Source organism: Halopseudomonas sp. 4NH20-0008 (assembly GCF_057548395.1).
Window position 1 is genome coordinate 47009 of the sequence record NZ_BAAJMD010000008.1, and the last position, 22384, is coordinate 69392.

The following is a 22384-nucleotide window of genomic DNA, read 5'->3' on the forward strand; positions in this document are numbered from 1 at the left end:
TCTAATCCCCCTGACTCTCGTTAATAAAGTCGCGCATGGCTCTGAAAGCCCGCGCTGCGACCACGGGATGGTACTCGGCTTGTCCGGGCATGGCCGCTGTGGGATCCGTGAAGGAGTGCACGGCACCACCGTAGCTGACCAGTTGCCAGTCGACACCGGCATTGCGCATTTCACTCTCGAAGGCCTGAACCTGCTCCGGCGGTACATAGGGGTCATCGGCACCATGCAGCACCAGTACCGGGGTGCGAATGCCCTTGGCATCCTCCGCATCGGGGGTATCGAGGTTGCCGTGGAAGGACACCACACCGGCAATCTCGGTACCGGAGCGGGCCAGTTCCAGCACCGTGCCACCACCAAAGCAGAAGCCAATGGCACTCATCCTGCTGCTATCCAGGGCAACCTCTTCCTGCGCCTTGAACACATCCAAGGCGGCATTGACCCGCGTGCGCATCAGAGCGCGGTCGGAGCGCACCAGCGTCGCGGCCTGCCCGGCCTCGTTAGCATTCTGCGGGCGGATAGTTCTGCCGTACATATCGGCCACAAAAACCACATAATCCGAACCGCTCACCTGCTGAGCCTTTTTCGCAGCGTTCTCGGTCACACCCATCCAGTTCGGCACCATGAGAATACCCGGACGCGGCTCAGTTACCGCGTTGTCGTATACCAGCATGCCCTCGTAGGCCTCACCATCAATGTCATAGGCGACCGGTTTGATCACCATTTCTGCCTGTGTCATACCCGCTGCTCCCATCATCATCAGGCCTGCTAACATGCGTTTCATCGAATCACTCCCATTGCGAACTGTGTCAGATCCACCAGCTTAGTCGCAAACTCTTCAGCCTGATTCATTCATTCATATCTTGTTTAACATCATCTCGCTATCTGCACACGATACTCCCTGATCAGAGGCGAGAGCAGGATGCTATGCAAGGGGCGCAGGTTGAAAATCCGCTCAAACAGAAGGCCCGTCTTGATACCCGCTACGGTAAGCAGTGCCTGCCGTCTGCTGAAAGGGACAGCGTTGGCCACGCGAAACAGGCTATTTTTTAATAGGGCCAAACCACTCTGGTCAGATTGGCGCCCTGCTCCCACTGCGGACTCATGCTGAGCTTGATAGTGCAGCCGGCTTTATCAACCCACTTGCTCATAAAAAAGCCCCCTGTCGCAGAACGAAGGGGGCTTGGTCTGACTGCGCGATCTTACTTGCTGAGTTCTACCAGCAAGGCATTCAGACGTCGTACATAGGCACCTGGATCCTGCAGGCTTTCACCCGCAGCCAGGGCAGCCTGATCGAACAGGATATGGGTCAGATCGCCAAAGCGGGCTTCATCCTGCTCGCCGTCGAGTTTTTCCAACAGCGGGTGGGCAGGATTGATCTCCATACTCGGCTTGCTCTCGGGCGCCTGCTGGCCGGTGGCCTCGAGGATCTTGCGCATTTGCAGCCCCATACCATCTTCATTGATCACCAGTACCGCCGGTGAATCGGTCAGGCGGTGCGAGACTTTGACTTCCTCGACCAGATCACCGAGCACATCCTTGATGCGCTTGAGCAGATCTTCCTTGGCTTTGGCTGCCTCTTCCTGGGCCTGCTTGTCTTCATCAGCTTCCAGGCTACCCAAATCCAGATCGCCACGGGCGATATCGACAAAGGTCTTGTCCTTGAACTCGCTCAAGTGACTCATCAGCCATTCATCAATACGATCAGTGAGCAGCAGGACTTCGATGCCCTTCTTGCGGAAAATTTCCAGGTGCGGGCTGTTCTTGACCTGGTTGTAACGCTCCCCGGTCAGGTAATAGATCTTGTCCTGACCTTCGATCATGCGCTCCAGATAGGCATCCAGACTGACTACTTCACTGTCGTCATTCTGCGCGGTCGAAGCAAAGCGCAGCAGGCCGGCAATTTTCTCGCGGTTGGCAAAGTCTTCAGCCGGGCCTTCCTTGATCACGCTGCCGAAGGCTTTCCAGAAGGTGGCATATTGCTCCGGCTCGTTCTTCGCCAGTTTTTCCAGCATGTCCAACACACGCTTACTCAGCGCCGACTTCATGCTGTCGATCGCCGGATCCTTCTGCAGTATCTCGCGCGAGACGTTCAGCGACAGGTCGTTGGAGTCCACCACACCCTTGATGAAGCGCAGATACAGCGGCAGAAACTGCTCGGCATCGTCCATGATGAACACGCGCTGGACATACAGCTTCAGACCACGCGGGGCCTCGCGTTGGTAGAGATCAAAGGGGGCGCGACCCGGCACATAGAGCAGACTGGTATATTCCAGCTTGCCTTCGACCTTGTTGTGGCTCCAGCTCAGCGGGTTGTCGAAGTCATGGGAAACATGCTTGTAGAACTCCTGATATTCCTCGTCCTTGACCTCGGTACGCGAACGGGTCCAGAGCGCGCTGGCGCGGTTGACGCTTTCCCACTCGAGTTCACTGGGCTTGTCCTTGTCGTCACCAAGGTGCTGTTTTGGCAGTTCAATCGGCAGGGAAATATGGTCGGAGTACTTCTTGACGATATTGCGCAACCGCCAGCCGTCGGCAAACTCACTTTCAGCGCTCTTGAGATGCATGACAATGCGGGTACCGCGCTCGGCCTTGTCGATGGTCTCGATGCTGAATTCACCCTCACCGGCTGACTCCCAGCGCACACCCTGTTCTGCCTTGAGGCCGGCACGGCGGGTAAAGACTTCCACCTTGTCGGCAACGATAAAGGCACTGTAGAAACCAACGCCAAACTGACCGATCAGGCTGGCATCCTTCTTCTGGTCTCCGGTCAATTGCTGCATGAACGAGGCTGTGCCGGACTTGGCGATGGTACCGAGGTTCTCGATCACCTCATCACGCGACATGCCGATACCGTTATCTTCGATGGTCAGGGTTTTCGCCTGTTCATCGGCACTGATGCGAATACGCAGGTTGGGCTGACCTTCCAGCAGTTCTGGCTTGGCAATAGCTTCAAAACGCAGTTTGTCCGAGGCGTCGGAGGCGTTGGAAATCAGTTCGCGAAGAAAGATTTCCTTGTTCGAATACATCGAATGGATCATCAGGTGCAGCAGTTGCTTCACCTCGGTTTGAAACCCAAGCGTTTCCTTTTTGGCTTCCACGGTCATCGTCGGTTGTCTCCCTCAGTTTCTTTTAAATGCACACCAGCGGTGCTGTGGCGATGTGCAGTTAATGGGGCCGACCGATGTTATTTCAAGGGGACGATGGATTACCGATAGAGCATTTCAAGGTCGCGGATATCCAGTGGATGGAAATGGAAGTCCACCTGATTAGGACCACGCGGTTGCGCCAGAACGATACGCTGATCATCGGTTACGGCTTTCAGGCGCCCTTCATACTCGCGACCCGTCCAGGTAGTCAGCCGAATGGTTTCGCCAATAAAAGGTGCCGGCTCATCGATCAGGCCCAGTATGCTGACTTCACGCCAGACCGGTTCGCGCTCTGCCGGAGTTGGCTCAACATCGGCCACAACGGGGGCGTCCGGCGGAGTCAGTTCGCGGGTTGTCTGCAGTTGCTCGATCCAGTCGGGCTTGCTGCGCATGCTCAGCTCACCTGACAACAAGGTGCCATGAGTAGGTGGCAAGTGCAGATGAATGCGAACCCGCACCGTGTTGTCAGGCTGTGGCAGGAAAGCCAGACTCAAGGTGTAGTCCTCACCGACCCGACGCAAGCCTGGCGCCTGCAACGCACCGGTATACCATTGCAGCACCAGCTCAGGCCAAGGACCATCATCTCCCGGTAACCGCTCAATGGCCAGTGACTCCAATAATTCGGGGGTATCTGCAAAGCTGATGCTGAGCGAGCGGCGAACACGGTTTACATCACCCTCCTCAAACAGCAAGTCGGTACCGCGCCAGAACACCCGATTAGGTGCAAAGCGCTGCCCCATCAATACCCCCTCTAGCTCAACAGGTACTGACTGAGGCACTGACCAAGCACCGGATTTGAGCGCATAAAAACGCTCTGGCTGCTCCAACGCCAGAAGGACGGTACCGGTAATCAAGCTTGCCAGCCCAAGCAGCAAAACCAGCCGCGGCAAAACGCCATATCCCCGATGGCGCATAAACAGCGTCAGCAATGGCAGAAAGACCGCCAGCAACACGCGTCCCACGGGCAGCGCCCGGGAGCTAATGGCTAGCCAGAGCCAGCCAACAAGAATCAGCAGCAATCCACTGACAATCAACAAGGCATCCATGTCGGCTTGATACTCCCGGCCGGTTTAGCAGGTTGGAACGACGTCAATCGAGTTTGAAGTGCGCCCGTGCAGTGGCAATGGGTTCGTTGGATCGCGTTTGCCAGGCGGTTATCGCCACATTACCCACTCGCCGGCCCTGACGCCAGACCTGACATGTAGCGTAGGTGTCACGAAACAATCCAGCACGCAAATAATCAATTGAAAAATCGATGATTTTGGGGAAGTTAGGGCTATTCATGAAAATCATCAGGTGCAGCATGGCTGCCTGCTCCATGAAGCCTGCAATCACGCCGCCATGAATGGCGGGTAACACCGGATTGCCAATATTGTCCTTGGCTATCGGCAATTGAAAAACCACCTCTTCGCCCAGCCGATTGACCTGCATGCCAATCATACTGGCATAGGGAATGACGCCGATCAGACCAGCGTAGTCGCCCGATTCGTGGGATTCACGGATCAGTTCTTCAATACGTTGTGCGTCCAGACTCATGCCTTGTCCCCATCAATGGTTCGGGCCAATTGACCACTGGCAGTCGGTTTACCCATACGCATGAAGGTACCCACAACATGGGCTATGGGTTCATCGCGGTTGTCCTGAAAGGCAATACCACGGGTAAAGATCACCGTCTGGGTCACCCGATAGCACTCGGCAAAACCGTAAATCGTCTTGCCCGGTTTGGCCGGATGCATGTAATCAATACGCAAATCCAGGGTCGGACAGATCTCGAACTCGGGCAGATAGCAAACAGTGGAAATACCACAACAGGTATCCATCAACGTGGTAATGGCGCCACCGTGTACGACGCCAGTAACCGGATTGCCGATAATCCCCGGGCTATAGGGCAGCTTCAACAACAAGCCTCCCTCGTCGGCCCGCTCGACGCTCATACCCAATGTTTGGCAGTGGCGCAAAACTGACAGAAAGCTACGTGCACGCTCTTCAATATTGCTCATGAATAGTCCCGAAAACCTGCAGATCGCAGCTAGAAAGCGGCATTTTAAACAGAACTATGCGTCAACTCCACATTTCGTCTATGCTGGGCCGGTGTCGGTGGCGATATTGAACTTTATTGCGAACCACTGGACAAAGAAGGGTATTCATCAACAAGGAGAATCAGATGAAAAAGCTTTGCGCAACTGCAGTACTGATGGCCAGCTTGGGTCTGCTGGGTGCCTGTCAACAAGAACCCGAAGACAAGATGGAGTCAGCCGCAGAATCCATGTCAGACGCCATGGAAAGCATGAACGATGCCGCTGAAAGCACCGCTGATGCCGTAGAACAGAAAGCCGATGAAGTTATGAATAACGAACCGACTACCGGTGAGCGCATCGAAGAAGGTCTCGAAAACGCCGGTGAAAGCATGGGCGATGCCTATGACGCCAGTGCTGACTACGTCAAAGACAAGGCTGAAGACGTTCAGGAAGCCGCTAGCGATGCTGGCGACGCGATTGAAGAATCGTTGAACGAATAAAGCCCTGGGAGCCCGCTATAAGCGGGCTCCCTTCTTTCCCTCGGCTTTAAACCAATACCGGCGATAACAACAACCCCAGGCTGCAAATAAACCCCACGCCCCACACCAGACTCCGCAACAAATGCCAGTTCAACAGATAGAACAGACTGTATAACACCCTGGATACAACAAAGAGCCCTGCCATCAGGTTAATCGCACCGCCCGAACTCCCGGTTACCTGCGCGACCAATACACCCGCTGCAAACAACGGAAATGCCTCGAACATGTTCGCATGGGCAGCCATCGCGCGTGCACCCCAGCCTTTCAACGCCAACTGCTGCAAGCGAGGATAGCGATTGTCATAGCCGGCTTTGCTGCTGCGTGCCATAGCAATGGCAACGGGAACCTTGGTCAACACCAGCAGCAGCGCCGCAACAAACAAACACCAGAGTGGAAAGCTCATTCAGATTTCTCCTGAGCCGCTGACTCGGTAATAGCCGTAGGACTGAACATCATGGCCTGCAACACATCGGAGTGGAATTCGCGGCGATAGAGTACGGCCACCACACCGGCAGTCGTCGCCATGAACAACAACGGGTTGATAAACCAGGTCAGGGCCGCCAGAGCAAAATAATAAGCCCGCAATCCCAGGTTGAACTCATTTCCGGCCATCGACAAGACCGTCGCGGCCCTGACGGCATAGGCCTTGCGCTCGGCCTCGGACACAGTCTTTTCCCCCAGTAACGGCGCGGAGCCGAGTAATACAGAGGCAAAATTGTACTGGCGCATGCCCCAGGAAAAAGTGAAGAAGGCATAAACAAAGATACCCAGCATCACCAACAGCTTGAGCTCGGACATCTGTCGGCTGACATTGGCGACAAAGGGCAACTCCTGAAGCAGGCTTTGGGCACGATCAGTGGCACCCATGACCGCCAGCAGACCGGCAAGAATCAGCAAGGTACTGGAAGCGAAAAAAGCTGTATTGCGCTCCAGGTTGCCAATCACACTGGCATCGGCAATGCGCTGCTCGCGCATCAATAAGCGGCTCATCCAGTCCTGCCGATAAAGATGTAGAACACTGGCCAGACAGGCTGTATCCCGACCCTTGTGGCGTGCATAGTAGGTGTAACCAACCCAGCTAAAGACAAACCAGCAGAAAGCCAGAAGGTTGAGCCAGGTAGAACCGGCATCAGGTAGTACAAAAGTCGAGGGCATTCATCATCCTTACTGAGCGACCAGATACAGATACAACAGGCATGTGACTTGAATCAGCAAAGCATCACCCGCCTCTCCTACGCCAGTATAGCTACAGAAGACCAACTGTTGCTGCCCGGACAGCGCATACCGACAATAAAAAACCCCGCCGAGGCGGGGTTTCATGACAGCCAGGCTAGACAATTACTTCTTCATTGCCCAACCAGTCAGTTCGGCCAGAGCAGTACCGATATCCGCCAGCGAACGAACGGTCTTCACACCGGCGTCTTCCAGCGCAGCAAACTTCTCGTCTGCCGTGCCCTTGCCACCGGAGATGATCGCACCGGCATGGCCCATGCGCTTGCCCGCAGGTGCAGTCACACCGGCGATGTAGGACACGACCGGTTTGGTCACGTTGGCCTTGATGAAGGCCGCTGCTTCTTCTTCGGCGCTACCGCCGATTTCACCGATCATGACGATGGCTTCAGTCTTCGGATCGTCCTGGAACATCTGCAGGATATCGATGAAGTTGGAGCCCGGGATCGGGTCACCGCCGATGCCGACACAGGTAGACTGGCCAAAACCGGCATCTGTGGTTTGCTTAACGGCTTCATAGGTCAGAGTACCGGAGCGCGAAACGATACCGACTTTACCTGGCAGGTGAATGTGACCGGGCATGATGCCGATCTTGCACTCGCCGGGGGTGATCACACCTGGGCAGTTAGGCCCGATCAGACGTACGCCCAACTGGTCACAAACGACTTTGCAGTCGAGCATGTCCAAAGTAGGGATACCTTCGGTGATGCACACGATCAGCTTGATGCCACCGTTGGCTGCTTCCAGAATCGAGTCCTTGCAGAAAGGAGCCGGAACGTAGATCACACTGGCTTCTGCGCCAGTCTGCTCAACTGCTTCACGTACGGTATTGAATACCGGCAGGCCGAGGTGAGTAGTACCACCCTTGCCCGGCGTTACGCCACCGACCATCTTGGTGCCATACTCGATCGCCTGTTCAGAGTGGAAAGTACCCTGTGCGCCGGTAAAGCCCTGGCAGATAACTTTGGTGTCTTTGTTGATCAGGATGCTCATTATTTACCCTCCGCGGCCTTGACGACTTGCTGGGCAGCGTCGGTCAGACTGGTTGCTGCGATGATGTTCAGACCACTTTCCTTCAGTACCTTGGCACCCAGGTCAGCATTGTTGCCTTCCAGACGCACAACCACCGGTACTTTCACGCCCACTTCCTTCACTGCACCAATGATGCCTTCAGCAATCATGTCGCAACGAACGATACCGCCGAAGATGTTGACCAGTACGGCCTTAACATTGCTGTCGGAGAGGATAATCTTGAAGGCTTCGGTAACGCGCTCTTTGGTCGCGCCGCCGCCCACATCCAGGAAGTTGGCAGGCTTGCCGCCGTGGTGGTTGACGATATCCATGGTGCCCATGGCCAGACCGGCACCATTGACCATGCAACCGATGTTGCCGTCCAGCGCAACGTAGTTGAGCTCGAACTTGGCCGCATGGGCTTCACGCGGATCATCCTGCGACGGATCATGCATGCCACGCAGCTTGGGTTGACGGTACATGGCGTTGCCATCGATGCCCAGCTTGGCATCCAGGCAGTGCAGGTTACCGTCTTCCTTGATAACCAGCGGGTTGATTTCCAGCAGGGCCAGATCGTAGTCGGCGAACAGCTTGCCCAGACCGACGAAGATGTTGGTGAACTGCTTGATCTGGTCGCCCTTCAGGCCCAGTTGGAAGGCCAGGTCACGACCCTGATAGGGCTGGGGACCGACCAGCGGATCAACAATAGCCTTGATGATCTTCTCGGGGGTTTCTTCAGCAACCTTCTCGATTTCAACACCACCTTCGGTGGAGGCCATGAACACGATGCGGCGGGTAGACCGGTCTACCACGGCACCCAGGTACAGTTCCTGAGCGATATCGGTACAGGCTTCAACCAAAATCTTGCTGACCGGCTGACCGTTGGCATCTGTCTGGTACGTCACCAGACGCTGGCCCAGCCATTTTTCGGCAAAGGCCTTGGCCTCGTCCTTGCTCTTGATCAGCTTGACGCCGCCAGCCTTGCCGCGACCACCAGCGTGGACCTGGGCCTTGACTACCCACATGTCGCCGCCAATCTTGTCGCAGGCGGCTGCCGCGTCTTCTGGAGTGTCTACAGCAAAGCCTTTCGAGACAGGAAGGCCGTACTCAGCGAACAGCTGCTTCCCCTGATATTCGTGAAGATTCATGCGTATCTACCGTTTTGATCGTGTAGGAATTACGTTTTATAACCGCGCTGTTGTCCTTGGTCGGCAACCGCGCTGTTACCCTTTCACCGCTGGGAAGGTCTGAGACAGATGTCCGCTCAGCGCTCTAACGTCCGTGCTGACGGCTGGCGGCCTGTTCAGACCTTCCCCGGTGACCCGGCCAGTTGTTCGGTCGGGCGTATCATGGCGTCTTGTTGACACCTGGAACCCATGGGTAAAAATCTCGACCCATGGGTCACGGGGGTCATAGTCTAACGCTTCTTGCGATTTGCTACATGTATTGCGTGACCATTAACCGCAAGTGCCGCTTCATGCAGCGCTTCGGAAACAGTTGGGTGCGAAAAAACCATCATGCCGAGATCTTCGGCACTGGTACCAAACTCCATGCCAATGGCACCCTGCTGAACCAGCTCGGCGGCAGCCGGACCGATCACATGGACGCCCAGAACACGGTCGCTTTTCGCGTCGGCAATTACCTTGACGAAACCACCGGCATCGTTGCCGGCCACCGCACGACCATTCGCGGCAAAGGGGAAGACGCCGACGTTGACGTCAATCCCTTCAGCTTTCAGCTGCTGTTCATTTTTGCCAACCCAGGCAATTTCCGGGTGGGTATAGATAACTGACGGTACCAGATCATAATTCATTGCCGCCTTGTGACCGGCAATGCGCTCGGCAACCATCACGCCTTCTTCCGACGCCTTGTGCGCCAGCATGGCACCGCGCACCAGGTCACCCACGGCGTAGACGCCAGGCACGCTGGTAGCACAATAATCATCGACATAAACCACACCACGGTCATCCATTTCGATGCCCGCATCAGTGGCCAGCAAGTTCTCCGTATAGGGACGACGACCCACGGCGACGATCAGCTTGTCGAAGGTCAACTGCTGTTCGCCTTCGGCATCGGTAAAGGACACCACAACCTGCTTGCGCTTGATCTCGGTACCGGTTACCCGGGCACCCAGACGAATCTGCAGACCTTGCTTGGTAAAGGTTTTCAGCGCCTCTTTGGCAACAGCTTCATCGGCCAGTGACAGGAAAGTGTCCAGCGCTTCGAATACCACCACTTCAGCGCCCAGGCGACGCCATACTGAACCCAGTTCCAGACCAATCACGCCAGCACCGATAACGCCCAGCTTCTTTGGAACGCTCTGAAATTCCAGCGCACCGGTGGAGTCAACAATGACGTCGTCCGTCAGGGGTGCAGGTGGAATTTCAATCGGCCGCGAACCAGAAGCCAGAATCACGTTCTCGGCTTCATAAACGGTGGTTTTGCCTTCGGAATCGGTCACTTCGACCTTCTTGCCAGCCAGCAGCTTGCCATGACCTTCAATACTGGTTACGCCGTTGGCCTTGAACAGAGCGGATACACCGCCAGTGAACTGCTTGACGATCTTGTCCTTGCGATCCAGCATGGCAGCCACATCCAGACTGACGCCCTTGACGTCGATACCGTGGATCTTCAGGCCATCCTGGGCTTCATGAAACTTCCAGGAACTGTCCAGCAAGGCCTTGGATGGAATACAGCCTACATTCAGACAGGTACCGCCCAAAGCCTGCTTGCCGTCCTTGCCGACGTACTTTTCGATACAGGCTGTCTTCAGACCCAGCTGCGCGGCGCGAATGGCAGCGACATAGCCGCCAGGACCGGCACCGATAACAATAACATCGTATTTCTGACTCATAACCCAAATCCTCTGTTTGCAGCTGTATGGCTTGAGCTGCCCGACTCAGGTCAGGCAGCTTGCCGCGTTTAGCATGCAGCTGTTAATCAGACGTCCAGCAGCAGACGCGCCGGGTCTTCCAGCAGTTCCTTGATGGCAACCAGGAAGCTCACCGCTTCCTTGCCGTCGATCAAACGGTGGTCATAGGACAGGGCGAGATACATCATCGGCAGGATCACCACCTGACCGTTGACTGCCATCGGGCGCTCCTGAATCTTGTGCATGCCGAGAATGGCCGCCTGCGGCGGGTTGACGATAGGCGAGGACAGCAGAGAACCGAACACACCGCCATTGGAGATGGTGAAGGTCCCGCCGGTCATGTCTTCCATCGACAGCTTGCCTTCCTTCGCCTTGCGGCCGAAATCAGCAATAGTGCCTTCGATCTGGGCCAGGCCCATGAATTCGGTGTTGCGCAGAATCGGCACAACCAGACCGCGGTCGCTGGAAACAGCAACGCCGATATCCTGATAACCGTGATAGACAATGTCGCTGCCATCAATCGAGGCGTTAACCGCCGGATAGCGCTTGAGCGCTTCGGTAGCCGCCTTGACGAAGAAGGACATGAAGCCCAGACGCACGCCGTTATGTTTCTTCTCGAACAGGTCCTTGTACTTGCTGCGCAGGTCCATGACCGGCTTCATGTTCACTTCATTGAAGGTCGTGAGCATCGCCATGGTTGCCTGGGCATCAACCAGACGCTCGGCAACGCGGGCACGCAGACGAGTCATGGGGACGCGCTTCTCGATGCGGTCGCCCTCGCCCAATGCAACGCTGGATTCAGCCGCAGCAGGCTTGGCAGCCGGTGCAGCAGCCGGCTTGGCCGGCGCATTCTTCTTAGCCTCTATGGCGCTGACGACGTCTTCCTTGGTAATCCGGCCACCCTTGCCGGTGCCGCTGATGTCAGAAGCAGCCAGACCGTTTTCCTCAGCCAGTTTGCGCGCAGCGGGAGACAACAGCGCATCCTCATCACTGCTGGCGGCCGAACTGGCAGCCGCTTTCTCTTCTTTCTTGTCATCGACCTTCTTGTCGTCAGCCTTGGCAGGCGCCTTGGACTCGGCCTTGGGCGCAGCACTGGCGCCATCCTTAAGGGTACCCAGCAGTTCGCCACTGAGCACCGTCTCGCCCTCACCCTTGACGATATCACCCAGCACACCGTCGGCTTCCGCCAGTACTTCCAGAACAACCTTGTCAGTTTCGATATCGACGATCAGATCGTCGCGCTTGACCGCATCACCCGGTTGTTTGTGCCAGGTTGCCACGGTGCCATCAGCTACCGATTCCGGGAATGTTGGGGCTTTTATTTCAATAGCCATTGTCGATCCTTAAATAATGTCGTGTTGTCTGCCAGAAGCTCAAACGGTGAATGCGTCTTGCAAAAGTTTGTCCTGCTGTTCTGCATGCAAGGATGGATAGCCGCAGGCAGGTGATGCCGACGCCTCTCGTCCAGCGTAGTCCAGATACAAATTCTTTACCTTGTGCTGGGCAATTACCCGGCGCATGTGGTGCTGGCTGCAATACCAGGCACCCTGGTTCATTGGCTCTTCCTGGCACCAGACCACCTTCTTGAGGTGCTTGTAGGGCGCCAGTGCCTCGGCCAGATCTTCCTCCGGGAAGGGATAGAGCTGTTCTATGCGCACAATGGCAGCGTCCTCGATACCATCGTTGCGGCGCTTCTCCAGCAGATCGTAATAGACCTTGCCGCTACACATGATGACCCGCTCGACCTTCTTCGGATCCAGGCTGTCGATCTCACCAATCACAGTCTGGAATGACCCTTCGGCCAGCTCTTCGATAGAGGATATGGCCAATTTGTGACGCAGCAGTGACTTGGGTGTCAGGGCTATCAGTGGCTTGCGCAGCGGGCGAATCACCTGACGGCGCAGCATGTGGTAGACCTGCGCCGGGGTGGACGGTACACAAACCTGGATATTGTGTTCAGCAGACAGCTGCAGGAAGCGCTCCAGACGCGCCGAGGAATGCTCCGGACCCTGCCCTTCATACCCGTGCGGCAACAGCATGGTCAAACCGCAGAGTCGACCCCACTTGTGCTCACCGCTGCTGATGAACTGGTCAACAACAACCTGCGCGCCGTTGAAGAAATCACCGAACTGGGCTTCCCAGACGACCAGTGCATTCGGCGTGGTCGTGGCGTAGCCGTATTCGAAGGCCAGCACGGCTTCTTCGGACAATAACGAGTCGTAGATATCAAAGCGCGGCTGGTTTTCAGACAAGCTGGCCAGAGGAATATGGGTGCTGCCATCCTTCTGATTGTGAAGAACGGCGTGGCGATGCGAAAAGGTGCCACGACCAACATCCTGACCCGTGATACGTATCGGATGACCTTCGTGCAGCAAGGTTGCATAGGCCATGGTTTCGGCAAACCCCCAATTCAGGGCCAATGCGCCGGCAGCCATCTTGCGACGATCTTCGATAATTTTGCCGACCTGACGCTGGATCACCAGACCATCAGGCATATCGCACAGCTTGGTAGCCAGTTCCTGCAGGGTTTTCAGATCGAAACGGGTATCGTGGCGCGCTGTCCACTTGTGCCCCAGATAGGGCGCCCAATCGACGAAGGAGCCGGTATCCGGTTCCTTGACCAGGCTTTTTACCACGTGGTCACCGTTATCCAGGGCGGTACGGTATTCCTCAACCATGCCCTGCACGGCGTCCTGATCCAGGATGGTCTCAGCAACCAGACGCTCGGCATAAATTTCGCGGGTGGTCGAATGTTTGCCGATCTTGTCATACATCAGCGGCTGGGTGCCGGACGGCTCGTCTGCCTCGTTATGGCCACGGCGACGGTAGCAGACCAAATCGATCACCACATCGCGCTTGTACTGCATGCGGTAATCTACAGCCAGCTGAGTAACAAACAACACCGCCTCAGGGTCATCACCGTTGACGTGGAAGATCGGCGCCTGAATCATCTTGGCGACGTCGGTGCAGTATTCGGTAGAGCGGGCGTCATCCTGTCGGCTGGTGGTAAAACCGACCTGGTTGTTGACGATGATATGAATGGTCCCACCGGTCTTGTAGGCCCGGGTCTGGGACATCTGGAACGTCTCCATGACCACACCCTGTCCGGCAAAGGCGGCGTCACCATGAATATTGATCGGCAAAACGCGATCACCCGAGTAATCCTTGCGGCGATCCTGGCGAGCACGTACCGAACCTTCGACCACCGGAGACACGATCTCCAGATGCGAGGGGTTGAAGGCCAGCGCCAGGTGCATCTCGCCACCCGAGGTCATGACGTTGGACGAGAAGCCCTGGTGGTACTTGACGTCACCGGAGCTCAGGTCGTTCTTCTTCTTCCCTTCAAACTCATCAAACAGCTCGCGCGGGTTCTTGCCGAGGATGTTCACCAATACGTTGAGACGGCCGCGGTGAGCCATACCCATGACCATTTCCTGGGTGCCATAGGAACCGGCGCGCTGAATGATTTCATCCAGCATCGGGATCAGGCTTTCACCACCCTCGACGCCAAAACGCTTGGTGCCGGGAAACTTGGTACCCAGGTATTTTTCCAGACCCTCTGCCGCAGTCAAACGCTCGAGCAGATGGCGCTTGGTCGCAACGGAATGCTGAGGCTTGCCACGCACGCTTTCCAGACGCTGCTGAAACCAGCGGCGCTGTGCAGAATCGACAATGTGCATGTATTCAACGCCGAAGGTCGAACAGTAGGTCGAATTCAGCGTTTCAAGGATTTCACGGAGGGGGGCTTCTTCCTTACCAATCTGCAATTCGCCGGTACGGAATGAGGTGTCCAGATCAGCATCGGTCAGACCATAGTCTGCCAGGGTCAAATCAGCAATTTCTTCGCGTTTCCACAGACCCAGGGGATCAAGGTTGGAGCTCTGATGCCCGCGCATGCGGAAGGCCTGAATCAGTCGCAGGACATCGACCTGTTTCTTCTCGTGATCACTGCTGACGACGCTACCCTTGCTGGTCGCCATGGGGCGGCGCTGGTGCTTGCCAAGTTGCAGGAAGTGTTCACGGATAGTGGAGTGGGAAACGTCTGATCCGGCGTGGCCCTTGGTTTGTGGCAGCTTCTGGAAATAGCTGCGCCATTCGTCGGTTACGCTGTTGGGATCGTGCAGATAGAGCTCGTATAGCTCTTCAACATAGGAGGCATTCCCACCGTCAAGATGAGATGTGCTCCACAGCTGCTGCATTTCGCTGTCTGGCATGCTTGGTCACCCTCTATAAGGGGACACCACCTGGCGCAAAGACCATTAATTGGCAAAAACACTGCCATCCGTGCAAAACAGGCTGGCCCTGGTCGACATTGTCTCTGTCACCTGCCCCTGCTGCCCTGTTCTGCGAAACCGGAATATTGCCGGCCCCGACAGATAGTTCGGGTGTTACCCGATTGCCCCTGTTGGTTTAGGTACACAAACCGCTACTTTGTGAGCTACGGTTCGATTAAAAAACTGACCGGCTCCCTGTAGCAGGAGCCGGCACAGATCAACCTGATGCAGACTGACCGATCAGGTTCCGCTCTGCAGCAGCATGTTGCGGATGTGACCAATAGCGCGGGTCGGATTCAGACCCTTGGGGCACACATTCACGCAGTTCATGATGCCGCGGCAACGGAATACGCTGAACGGATCATCCAGTGAAGCCAGACGTTCTTCGGTCTTGGTGTCGCGGCTATCCGCCAAAAAGCGGTAGGCCTGCAACAAACCAGCGGGGCCGATGAACTTGTCCGGGTTCCACCAGAATGAAGGGCAGGAAGTGGAGCAGCAAGCACAAAGAATACATTCGTACAGGCCATCCAGCTTCTCACGCTCTTCAGGCGACTGCAGGCGCTCGATAGCCGGCGCCGGCGTGTCGTTCTGCAAATACGGCTGAACCTTTTCGTATTGCTTGTAGAAGATGCTCATATCCACAACCAAGTCACGGATTACCGGCAAACCCGGTAGCGGACGCAGCACCAGCTTGTTGTTCTTGACCACATCAGACAGCGGTGTGATGCAAGCCAGACCGTTCTTGCCGTTGATGTTCATGCCATCGGAGCCACACACACCTTCACGGCAGGAGCGGCGGTAGGACATGCCTACATCCTGCTCCTTGACCAGGGCCAGTACGTCAAGAACCATGATGTCCTTGCCGCCTGTATCAACCTGGAAGTCCTGCATATAGGGAGCGTTGTCGCTCTCCGGGTTATAGCGGTAAACACTTACGTTCAACATAGCGGTCACCCTTAGTAAGTACGGATCTTGGGTTCAAATACTGGAACGGTTTTCGGCGCGAAGTTGACAGCCCGTTTCTTGAGCTCTTTGCTCTCGGGCATGAACAGGCTATGGCACAACCAGTTGACGTCATCCCGGTCTTCGAAGTCTTCACGCGCATGGGCGCCGCGACTTTCAGTACGCAGGTTGGCGGCAATGGCGGTGGCCTCAGCCACTTCCAGCAGATTTTGCAGTTCCAGTGCTTCGATACGCGCAGTGTTGAACGCCTGGCTCTTGTCGTCGATCTTGACCTTGGCGATACGCTCGCGCAGGTCGGCCAGTTGTTTGATGCCCTTCTCCATGTATTCGCCAGTGCGGAATACACCGAAGTAGTTTTGCATGCAGGTTTGCAGCTCTTTACGCAGCGGCGCTACCTGCTCGCCCTCGGAACGGGCATTCAGGTTGGCGAGGCGAGCCAGCGACGCATCAATGTCCGATTCGGACGCAATGCGATGCTCGATACCATCCTTCAGCGCGGTTTCCAGGTGCAGACCTGCAGCACGACCAAAGACCACCAGATCCAGCAACGAGTTACCGCCCAGGCGGTTGGCGCCATGAACCGATACGCAAGCTACTTCACCCACGGCAAACAGACCGTCGACAATCTTGTCATTGCCGTTGGCATCCTGGGTAATCGCCTGACCGTGGATGTTGGTCGGAATACCGCCCATCATGTAGTGACAGGTCGGAACCACAGGAATCGGTGCGGTTACCGGGTCAACGTGGGCAAAGGTCTTGGACAGTTCACAGATACCCGGCAGGCGGCTGTGCAGCACTTCCTCACCGAGGTGATCAAGCTTCAACATGACATGGTCGCCATCCGGACCACAGCCGTTACCGGCGATGATTTCCTTGACCATGGAACGGGCTACCACGTCACGACCAGCAAGGTCCTTGGCGTTGGGCGCATAACGCTCCATGAAACGCTCGCCATGCTTGTTGATCAGGTATCCACCTTCACCACGGCAACCTTCGGTTACCAGGGTGCCGGCACCGGCAATACCGGTCGGGTGGAACTGCCACATCTCCATGTCCTGGGCCGGGATACCGGCACGCAGCGCCATACCCATACCGTCACCGGTGTTGATCAGGGCATTGGTTGTAGAGGCGTAAATACGACCGGCACCACCCGTGGCCAGCACAGTGGCCTTAGAGCGGATATACACGGTTTCGCCGGTTTCGATACAGATGGCAATAACACCGACCACGGCACCGTCCTGGTTCTTCACCAGATCGACCGCGTACCACTCATTAAGGAAGGTGGTGTCGTGCTTGACGTTGTTCTGATAGAGAGTGTGCAGCAGGGCGTGACCGGTACGGTCAGCCGCAGCGCAAGTACGTGCAGCCTGTGTCGGGTCATCGGGGCCCTTGGACTGACCACCGAACGGACGCTGATAGATGCGGCCCTGCTCGGTACGGGAGAACGGCAGGCCCATGTGCTCAAGTTCGAAGATCGCTTCCGGACCGACTGAACACATGTATTCGATTGCGTCCTGGTCACCGATATAGTCGGAGCCCTTGACCGTGTCATACATGTGCCAGCGCCAATCATCATTCGGATCAGCAGAGGCAATCGCACAGGTAATGCCACCCTGGGCAGACACCGTGTGCGAACGGGTCGGGAACACCTTGGTAACCACGGCAGTCTTGTGACCACCCTGGGCCAGTTGCAGCGCCGCGCGCATGCCGGCACCACCGCCACCAACGATGATGGCGTCAAAACTCAGTGTACGAATGTTAGCCATTTAGATACCCCAAAGAATCTGTACGCCCCAGACAAACAAGACAAACATCAGCAGACCGCAAGCCGCCTGAAACAGGAAGCGAACGACAGTGGCTGATTTGCCCAGCGCCATGGGAGTAAGGTAGTCAGTAGAAATGGTCCACATTCCGACCCAAGCGTGTGCGCTGAGGGCCACCAGTGTGAGCAGGCTGAAAATACGCATCCAGTTCTGGCTGAAAAGCGCTTGCCAGTCACCGAAGGTCAGACCCGGGTTGAGAACCAGATAACCAAGCAGAAACAACACATAAGCGGCCAACAAGACAGCCGATACACGCTGTACCATCCAGTCATACAAGCCGCTACGCGACAGGTTGGTGACGTTGGTTACCATATCCAAACCCCCAGAAGAACAATCAGAATGACGGAGATCACAATCACGATCTGCGAGCCCAGCTTGCCGCTTTCCAGGCCTTCACCAATACCGGCGTCCATCACCAGATGGCGAACACCCGCAACCAGGTGATACAGCAGAGCGGAAAGAACGCCCCACAGGATCAGTTTGGCCAGCGGATTCTGCAGACAAGCCTGCACTTGCTCAAAACCGTCTTCGGAACTCAATGAGGTGTCCAGCATCCAAAGCAGACCAGCAATGGCGATGAACAGGATGATGCCCGAAATACGATGAGCAATTGACGTATAGGCTGTGACAGGAAGTTTGATTGTCCTGAGATCCAGGTTGACAGGTCGTTTGCTATTCACGGCTATATTCACACTCATGGCCCTTAAATGCAGGGCTGGATTATAGGAAGGTGCACTTTTGTGGGTACCCCAATGACTTGAATTGGCAACCCCTAGCGAGATTATCAAGTCACTTTGCCGGTGGTGGAGTATAGAGACTTGCCCCCCTTATTACAATGCACCTGATGCCCTGCAAGCCGTCTGCACAAGCCTTGCAACACACTGTCCGCAAGCTTGTCCAGCTCCATTCAAGTTGCCAATAAAAGCTTTTTATTTGGGTTATATCCATTCACTATCAGTACAATTGACAAACCGATTTATCACCTTATAGTGATGCGGGCCCTGCGTGGGGGGTCACTCTTTCGATTCAAGCAAACAGGAGGCCATCAATGGCTGACAAAAAGGCGCAGTTGATCATTGAGGGCAAGGCCCCCATTGAGCTGCCAATGTATTCTGGCACGCTCGGCCCGGATGTAGTCGATGTACGCGGTCTCACCGGCGAAGGCTTTTTCACCTTCGATCCCGGTTTCATGGCAACCTCATCCTGCGAATCCAAGATTACCTTTATTGATGGTGACAAGGGTGTTCTGTTGCATCGCGGTTACCCGATTGAGCAACTGGCAGAAAAAGCCGACTTTCTGGAAACCTGTTTTCTGCTGCTCAAGGGTGAACTCCCCACTGCCGAAGAAAAAGCCAAGTTTGACAGCACCATCAAGAATCACACCATGGTGCACGAACAACTGAAAACCTTCTTCAATGGTTTCCGTCGCGACGCTCACCCCATGGCCATCATGTGTGGCGTAGTGGGCGCCCTGTCTGCCTTCTACCACGACTCGCTGGACATCAACGATGCGCATCATCGCGAAATTTCAGCCATTCGCCTGATTGCCAAGATGCCGACCATTGCGGCCATGGTGTACAAGTATTCGCAAGGTCAGCCGCTGATGTACCCGCGTAATGACCTGTCGTACTCGGAAAACTTCCTGCACATGATGTTCAACACCCCCTGTGAAGAGAAGAAGATCAATCCGGTACTGGCCAAGGCCATGGATCGCATCTTTGTACTGCATGCCGACCACGAACAGAACGCCTCTACTTCGACAGTGCGTCTGGCTGGCTCTTCCGGCGCCAACCCCTTCGCCTGTATCGCCGCCGGTATCGCCGCCCTCTGGGGACCGGCGCACGGCGGTGCCAACGAAGCCGTATTGCGCATGCTGGACGAAATCGGTGATGTATCCAATATCGAGAAGTTCGTGGCCAAAGCCAAGGACAAGGACGACCCGTTCAAACTGATGGGCTTCGGTCACCGCGTCTACAAGAACTTCGACCCACGCGCCAAGGTCATGAAGCAGACCTGCGACGAAGTACTGGCCGAGTTGGGTATCAACGACCCGCAGTTGGAACTGGCCATGAAGCTGGAAGAGATCGCCCGTAACGATCCCTACTTCAAGGAACGCAACCTGTACCCGAACGTTGACTTCTACTCGGGCATCATCCTCAAGGCCATCGGCATCCCCACCGAGATGTTCACGGTGATCTTCGCCACTGGCCGAACTCCAGGCTGGATTGCCCACTGGAACGAAATGATCAGCGGCCCCTACAAGATTGGCCGCCCGCGCCAGCTGTATACCGGTTCGCCGATGCGCGACTACCCCGCCAAGTAAGACCCAAAGCCCCGCTAAAGCGGGGCTTTTTTTGTCTGCAATGCCAGTTTTTTTTGCCCCTTGCTGCGTAGCCAAGCCTGACCACCTGCACGTCACTTCTGATCAAAATCGTTGTCCGCAATGACCTCCCACCCTGCAAAGCGCAAAAGCCATTTTCATACCTTCATTTAACCATTAGATATTTTTGCGAGACTTCGAATCAATAGTTATTTTAGTATCGCAGACAAAGCATTTATAACTTATGATTTTATTGCGAGATCTAGTCTCGCTTCATACCCATGCGCTTTTTTACATCACAACAATAAAAGGGATAAACATGTCTCGATACTTCATACCCGGCAAATCCGCCCTGCTCGCTATCGCAGCAGCCATACTCAGCGGCTGCCTCTCGGGCGGCGGCGGTTCCAGCGACAACTCATCGACCGGGGTCTTTATCGACAGCCCCGTATCAGGCCTCGCCTATGCGACACCCAGCCGTTCTGGTCGCACAAATGCACGCGGAGCCTTCAGGTACCTACCCGGGGAAAGCGTCAGTTTTTCTGTGGCAGGAATAAACCTCGGCTCAGCAGAAGGGCAAGCAGTAATCACCCCACTATCGCTGGCCGAAAGTGAAGACAGCGCCGATCCCCTGGCACTCAATATTGCCCGCTTCCTGCAGGCGCTGGACACCGACGGCAATCTGAACAACGGCATCCGAATTTCTGCTGAAACGGTCGCCGCCATCGAAGAGCTGGAATCACTGAACCCAGGCTTCCATCTGGACTTTGCTGACGAAGCTGCGTTTGAAGCCAGCATGACCGCTGAAGACGGTCTGCTAACGCATCTGAATTCAGCAGAGGTCTTTGCCGAAAACAGCCAGGGCGGCTTGCGCTCGCTGCGAACCAAGGCCCAGGCCTGGCAGCATTTGCGTGACAACCAGGATGACAATGTCGACCTCAACAAACGCCCGGTGATTTTTGTCCATGGTGGTGCTGGCTCAGCCTCGCAGTTCGAATCACAGGCCCAGCGCTTCATCGCCAACGGCTATCCACGCAGCCATCTCGCCACCTATGAATACAACACCAATCCACCCAACTTTGCCCAGACGACGCTGCAACTCGAAGCCCTGATCGATCAGGTGTTACGCAACACCGGGGCGTCGCAGGTTGACCTGATGGGACACTCGATGGGCACCGAAGTCAGCCGACAGTTTCTGGCCGACCCCGCCAGGGCAGCCAAAGTCGCTCACTATGTGAATATCGACGGCCGCGACGGGCTTGAGCCATTTGGCGGAAAACCTACATTGGCATTGTGGGGGCAATATGTGACGCTTGAAATTGTTGGCGCCACCAACATCTATCCTGATCCGGAAGACCCGGTTGGCCATATTGAAGTAGCGACCTCTGCTGACTCCTTTGAACGCATCTTCCGCTTCCTCAATAACAATGCCGCCCCTGCCACTACACAGATTCCTGAAGCTGAGGGTGACTATGTATGGATTGCCGGCAGGGCCAATATTTTTCCGGCCAACGTCGGTGCCGCCGGTACGGTGCTGGAAATCAACGAGGTGGATCCAACCAATGGCCGCCGACTGTCCGGCCAACCAACCCATCGTCAGGCCATCGATACCAGCGGTCACTGGGGACCTTTTCGGGTTATCAAGGGCGCCAGTTATGAGTTCACCCTGTTGCGCGAAGGGGTGGCAAACGCCGACCATTACTTCTATCGCGAACCCTATCTGCAGGACAACGGCCAGATTCGCCTTAACACCTCGGCACCGGGTACCGGCGTGGGCGCACTCTTGAGTCGCAGCGGGAGTCATAGCAACCTGAGCATTAGCCGAGATATGGAGTTATGGGGTGATCAAGGCGAGAGAAATGACAGCCTGCTGGTCAACTCGACCGCTGTTGTCACCTCATTGACAGGTCCATTGCTGCAACGACTGAGCAATATTTTTCTGCATGACCGAAACTCGGACACAATCAGCAATCTTGGGTATGCCGACCCGGTGTTTCACGCCATTCCGTTCATGTCGGGGCTGGATCTCTATCTCCCTGCGACAGCAGAGCCAGATGGGATCATCCGAATCGAGCTAACCTCTCGCCGTGGCAGCGGCGAGCCCCAGGTCATTAATGTACCCAACTGGCCTTCCAGCCAGATCAGATCCATATCCGTGCATTTCCGCGACTATAACTGAGCCTGAAAC

At 55.8% G+C, this 22384-nt stretch carries 19 protein-coding genes; 3 read left to right on the forward strand and 16 right to left on the reverse strand.

Features of this window, described 5'->3' with window-relative positions:
• Position 1: 1 nt before the first annotated feature.
• From AC27HQ_RS09650 to AC27HQ_RS09670, 5 genes are all read right to left on the reverse strand, one after another.
• Positions 2–781: a dienelactone hydrolase family protein gene (locus AC27HQ_RS09650; protein ID WP_487155947.1), complete on the reverse strand. Its 780-nt coding sequence runs from the start codon at positions 779–781 to the stop codon at positions 2–4.
• A gap of 418 nt (positions 782–1199) precedes the next feature.
• A complete protein-coding gene (htpG, locus tag AC27HQ_RS09655) occupies positions 1200–3104 on the reverse strand; it encodes a molecular chaperone HtpG (protein WP_487155948.1) in 1905 nt (634 codons plus the stop codon).
• Between the two features lie 101 nt (positions 3105–3205).
• Positions 3206–4192, reverse strand: a complete 987-nt coding sequence (locus AC27HQ_RS09660) for a hypothetical protein (protein ID WP_487155949.1) — start codon at positions 4190–4192, stop codon at positions 3206–3208.
• Between the two features lie 43 nt (positions 4193–4235).
• Complete coding sequence (locus tag AC27HQ_RS09665) at positions 4236–4682, reverse strand: PaaI family thioesterase (protein WP_487155950.1); 447 nt, start codon at positions 4680–4682, stop codon at positions 4236–4238.
• A complete protein-coding gene (locus tag AC27HQ_RS09670) occupies positions 4679–5146 on the reverse strand; it encodes a PaaI family thioesterase (RefSeq protein ID WP_487155951.1) in 468 nt (155 codons plus the stop codon). The genes AC27HQ_RS09665 and AC27HQ_RS09670 overlap by 4 nt, the downstream gene beginning before the upstream one ends.
• 164 nt (positions 5147–5310) lie before the next feature.
• Here AC27HQ_RS09670 and AC27HQ_RS09675 point away from each other — a divergent pair, with 164 nt between their 5' ends.
• Positions 5311–5664, forward strand: coding sequence for a hypothetical protein (locus AC27HQ_RS09675; protein WP_487155952.1), 354 nt, complete (start codon positions 5311–5313; stop codon positions 5662–5664).
• Between the two features lie 46 nt (positions 5665–5710).
• On the opposite strand, the gene AC27HQ_RS09680 is transcribed toward AC27HQ_RS09675, so the two are convergent.
• The 11 genes from AC27HQ_RS09680 to sdhC form a co-directional block, all read right to left on the reverse strand.
• Complete coding sequence (locus AC27HQ_RS09680; RefSeq protein ID WP_487155953.1) at positions 5711–6106, reverse strand: MAPEG family protein; 396 nt, start codon at positions 6104–6106, stop codon at positions 5711–5713.
• A complete protein-coding gene (locus AC27HQ_RS09685) occupies positions 6103–6858 on the reverse strand; it encodes a DUF599 domain-containing protein (protein WP_487155954.1) in 756 nt (251 codons plus the stop codon). Before AC27HQ_RS09685 ends, AC27HQ_RS09680 begins: the two co-directional genes overlap by 4 nt.
• 183 nt (positions 6859–7041) lie before the next feature.
• Entirely contained in the window at positions 7042–7926 is an 885-nt protein-coding gene (sucD, locus tag AC27HQ_RS09690; protein WP_487155955.1) for a succinate--CoA ligase subunit alpha, read from the reverse strand.
• Positions 7926–9092 (reverse strand): ADP-forming succinate--CoA ligase subunit beta, encoded by a 1167-nt coding sequence (gene sucC, locus AC27HQ_RS09695; protein WP_487155956.1) that lies wholly within the window; start codon positions 9090–9092, stop codon positions 7926–7928. Before sucC ends, sucD begins: the two co-directional genes overlap by 1 nt.
• 269 nt (positions 9093–9361) lie before the next feature.
• Complete coding sequence (gene lpdA, locus AC27HQ_RS09700) at positions 9362–10798, reverse strand: dihydrolipoyl dehydrogenase (RefSeq protein WP_487155957.1); 1437 nt, start codon at positions 10796–10798, stop codon at positions 9362–9364.
• A gap of 86 nt (positions 10799–10884) precedes the next feature.
• Positions 10885–12150 carry a 2-oxoglutarate dehydrogenase complex dihydrolipoyllysine-residue succinyltransferase gene (odhB, locus tag AC27HQ_RS09705; RefSeq protein WP_487155958.1) on the reverse strand — a complete coding sequence of 422 codons (1266 nt, stop codon included), beginning with the start codon at positions 12148–12150 and terminating at the stop codon, positions 10885–10887.
• A 39-nt stretch (positions 12151–12189) separates the two neighbouring features.
• A complete protein-coding gene (locus tag AC27HQ_RS09710; protein ID WP_487155959.1) occupies positions 12190–15030 on the reverse strand; it encodes a 2-oxoglutarate dehydrogenase E1 component in 2841 nt (946 codons plus the stop codon).
• 300 nt (positions 15031–15330) lie between these two features.
• On the reverse strand, positions 15331–16035 hold the full coding sequence (locus tag AC27HQ_RS09715; protein ID WP_487155960.1) for a succinate dehydrogenase iron-sulfur subunit: 705 nt from the start codon (positions 16033–16035) through the stop codon (positions 15331–15333).
• Between the two features lie 11 nt (positions 16036–16046).
• Positions 16047–17819, reverse strand: a complete 1773-nt coding sequence (gene sdhA / locus AC27HQ_RS09720; RefSeq protein ID WP_487155961.1) for a succinate dehydrogenase flavoprotein subunit — start codon at positions 17817–17819, stop codon at positions 16047–16049.
• Positions 17820–18188 (reverse strand): succinate dehydrogenase, hydrophobic membrane anchor protein, encoded by a 369-nt coding sequence (sdhD, locus tag AC27HQ_RS09725; protein WP_487155962.1) that lies wholly within the window; start codon positions 18186–18188, stop codon positions 17820–17822.
• Positions 18182–18568, reverse strand: coding sequence for a succinate dehydrogenase, cytochrome b556 subunit (gene sdhC / locus AC27HQ_RS09730; protein ID WP_487156059.1), 387 nt, complete (start codon positions 18566–18568; stop codon positions 18182–18184). Before sdhC ends, sdhD begins: the two co-directional genes overlap by 7 nt.
• Positions 18569–18924: 356 nt before the next feature.
• On the opposite strand from sdhC, the gene gltA reads away from it, so the two are divergent.
• Both gltA and AC27HQ_RS09740 read left to right on the forward strand, forming a co-directional pair.
• The gene (gene gltA, locus AC27HQ_RS09735; RefSeq protein WP_487155963.1) at positions 18925–20199 is read left to right on the forward strand and encodes a citrate synthase; all 1275 of its coding nucleotides are present in this window, start codon (positions 18925–18927) and stop codon (positions 20197–20199) included.
• 316 nt (positions 20200–20515) lie between these two features.
• Positions 20516–22375 (forward strand): alpha/beta fold hydrolase, encoded by a 1860-nt coding sequence (locus tag AC27HQ_RS09740; RefSeq protein ID WP_487155964.1) that lies wholly within the window; start codon positions 20516–20518, stop codon positions 22373–22375.
• The last annotated feature ends 9 nt before the right edge of the window (positions 22376–22384 follow it).

Bases quoted from the DNA above. Each gene is read 5' to 3' on its own strand.
- AC27HQ_RS09660 (WP_487155949.1), bottom strand. From the start codon at position 4,192: ATGGATGCCTTGTTGATTGTCAGTGGATTGCTGCTGATTCTTGTTGGC.
- AC27HQ_RS09650 (WP_487155947.1), bottom strand. From the start codon at position 781: ATGAAACGCATGTTAGCAGGCCTGATGATGATGGGAGCAGCGGGTATG.
- lpdA (WP_487155957.1), bottom strand. From the start codon at position 10,798: ATGAGTCAGAAATACGATGTTATTGTTATCGGTGCCGGTCCTGGCGGC.
- sucD (WP_487155955.1), bottom strand. From the start codon at position 7,926: ATGAGCATCCTGATCAACAAAGACACCAAAGTTATCTGCCAGGGCTTT.
- odhB (WP_487155958.1), bottom strand. From the start codon at position 12,150: ATGGCTATTGAAATAAAAGCCCCAACATTCCCGGAATCGGTAGCTGAT.
- sdhA (WP_487155961.1), bottom strand. From the start codon at position 17,819: ATGGCTAACATTCGTACACTGAGTTTTGACGCCATCATCGTTGGTGGC.
- sucC (WP_487155956.1), bottom strand. From the start codon at position 9,092: ATGAATCTTCACGAATATCAGGGGAAGCAGCTGTTCGCTGAGTACGGC.
- htpG (WP_487155948.1), bottom strand. From the start codon at position 3,104: ATGACCGTGGAAGCCAAAAAGGAAACGCTTGGGTTTCAAACCGAGGTG.
- AC27HQ_RS09675 (WP_487155952.1), top strand. From the start codon at position 5,311: ATGAAAAAGCTTTGCGCAACTGCAGTACTGATGGCCAGCTTGGGTCTG.
- AC27HQ_RS09685 (WP_487155954.1), bottom strand. From the start codon at position 6,858: ATGCCCTCGACTTTTGTACTACCTGATGCCGGTTCTACCTGGCTCAAC.
- AC27HQ_RS09740 (WP_487155964.1), top strand. From the start codon at position 20,516: ATGTCTCGATACTTCATACCCGGCAAATCCGCCCTGCTCGCTATCGCA.
- AC27HQ_RS09715 (WP_487155960.1), bottom strand. From the start codon at position 16,035: ATGTTGAACGTAAGTGTTTACCGCTATAACCCGGAGAGCGACAACGCT.
- AC27HQ_RS09680 (WP_487155953.1), bottom strand. From the start codon at position 6,106: ATGAGCTTTCCACTCTGGTGTTTGTTTGTTGCGGCGCTGCTGCTGGTG.
- AC27HQ_RS09710 (WP_487155959.1), bottom strand. From the start codon at position 15,030: ATGCCAGACAGCGAAATGCAGCAGCTGTGGAGCACATCTCATCTTGAC.
- sdhD (WP_487155962.1), bottom strand. From the start codon at position 18,188: ATGGTAACCAACGTCACCAACCTGTCGCGTAGCGGCTTGTATGACTGG.
- AC27HQ_RS09665 (WP_487155950.1), bottom strand. From the start codon at position 4,682: ATGAGTCTGGACGCACAACGTATTGAAGAACTGATCCGTGAATCCCAC.
- AC27HQ_RS09670 (WP_487155951.1), bottom strand. From the start codon at position 5,146: ATGAGCAATATTGAAGAGCGTGCACGTAGCTTTCTGTCAGTTTTGCGC.
- gltA (WP_487155963.1), top strand. From the start codon at position 18,925: ATGGCTGACAAAAAGGCGCAGTTGATCATTGAGGGCAAGGCCCCCATT.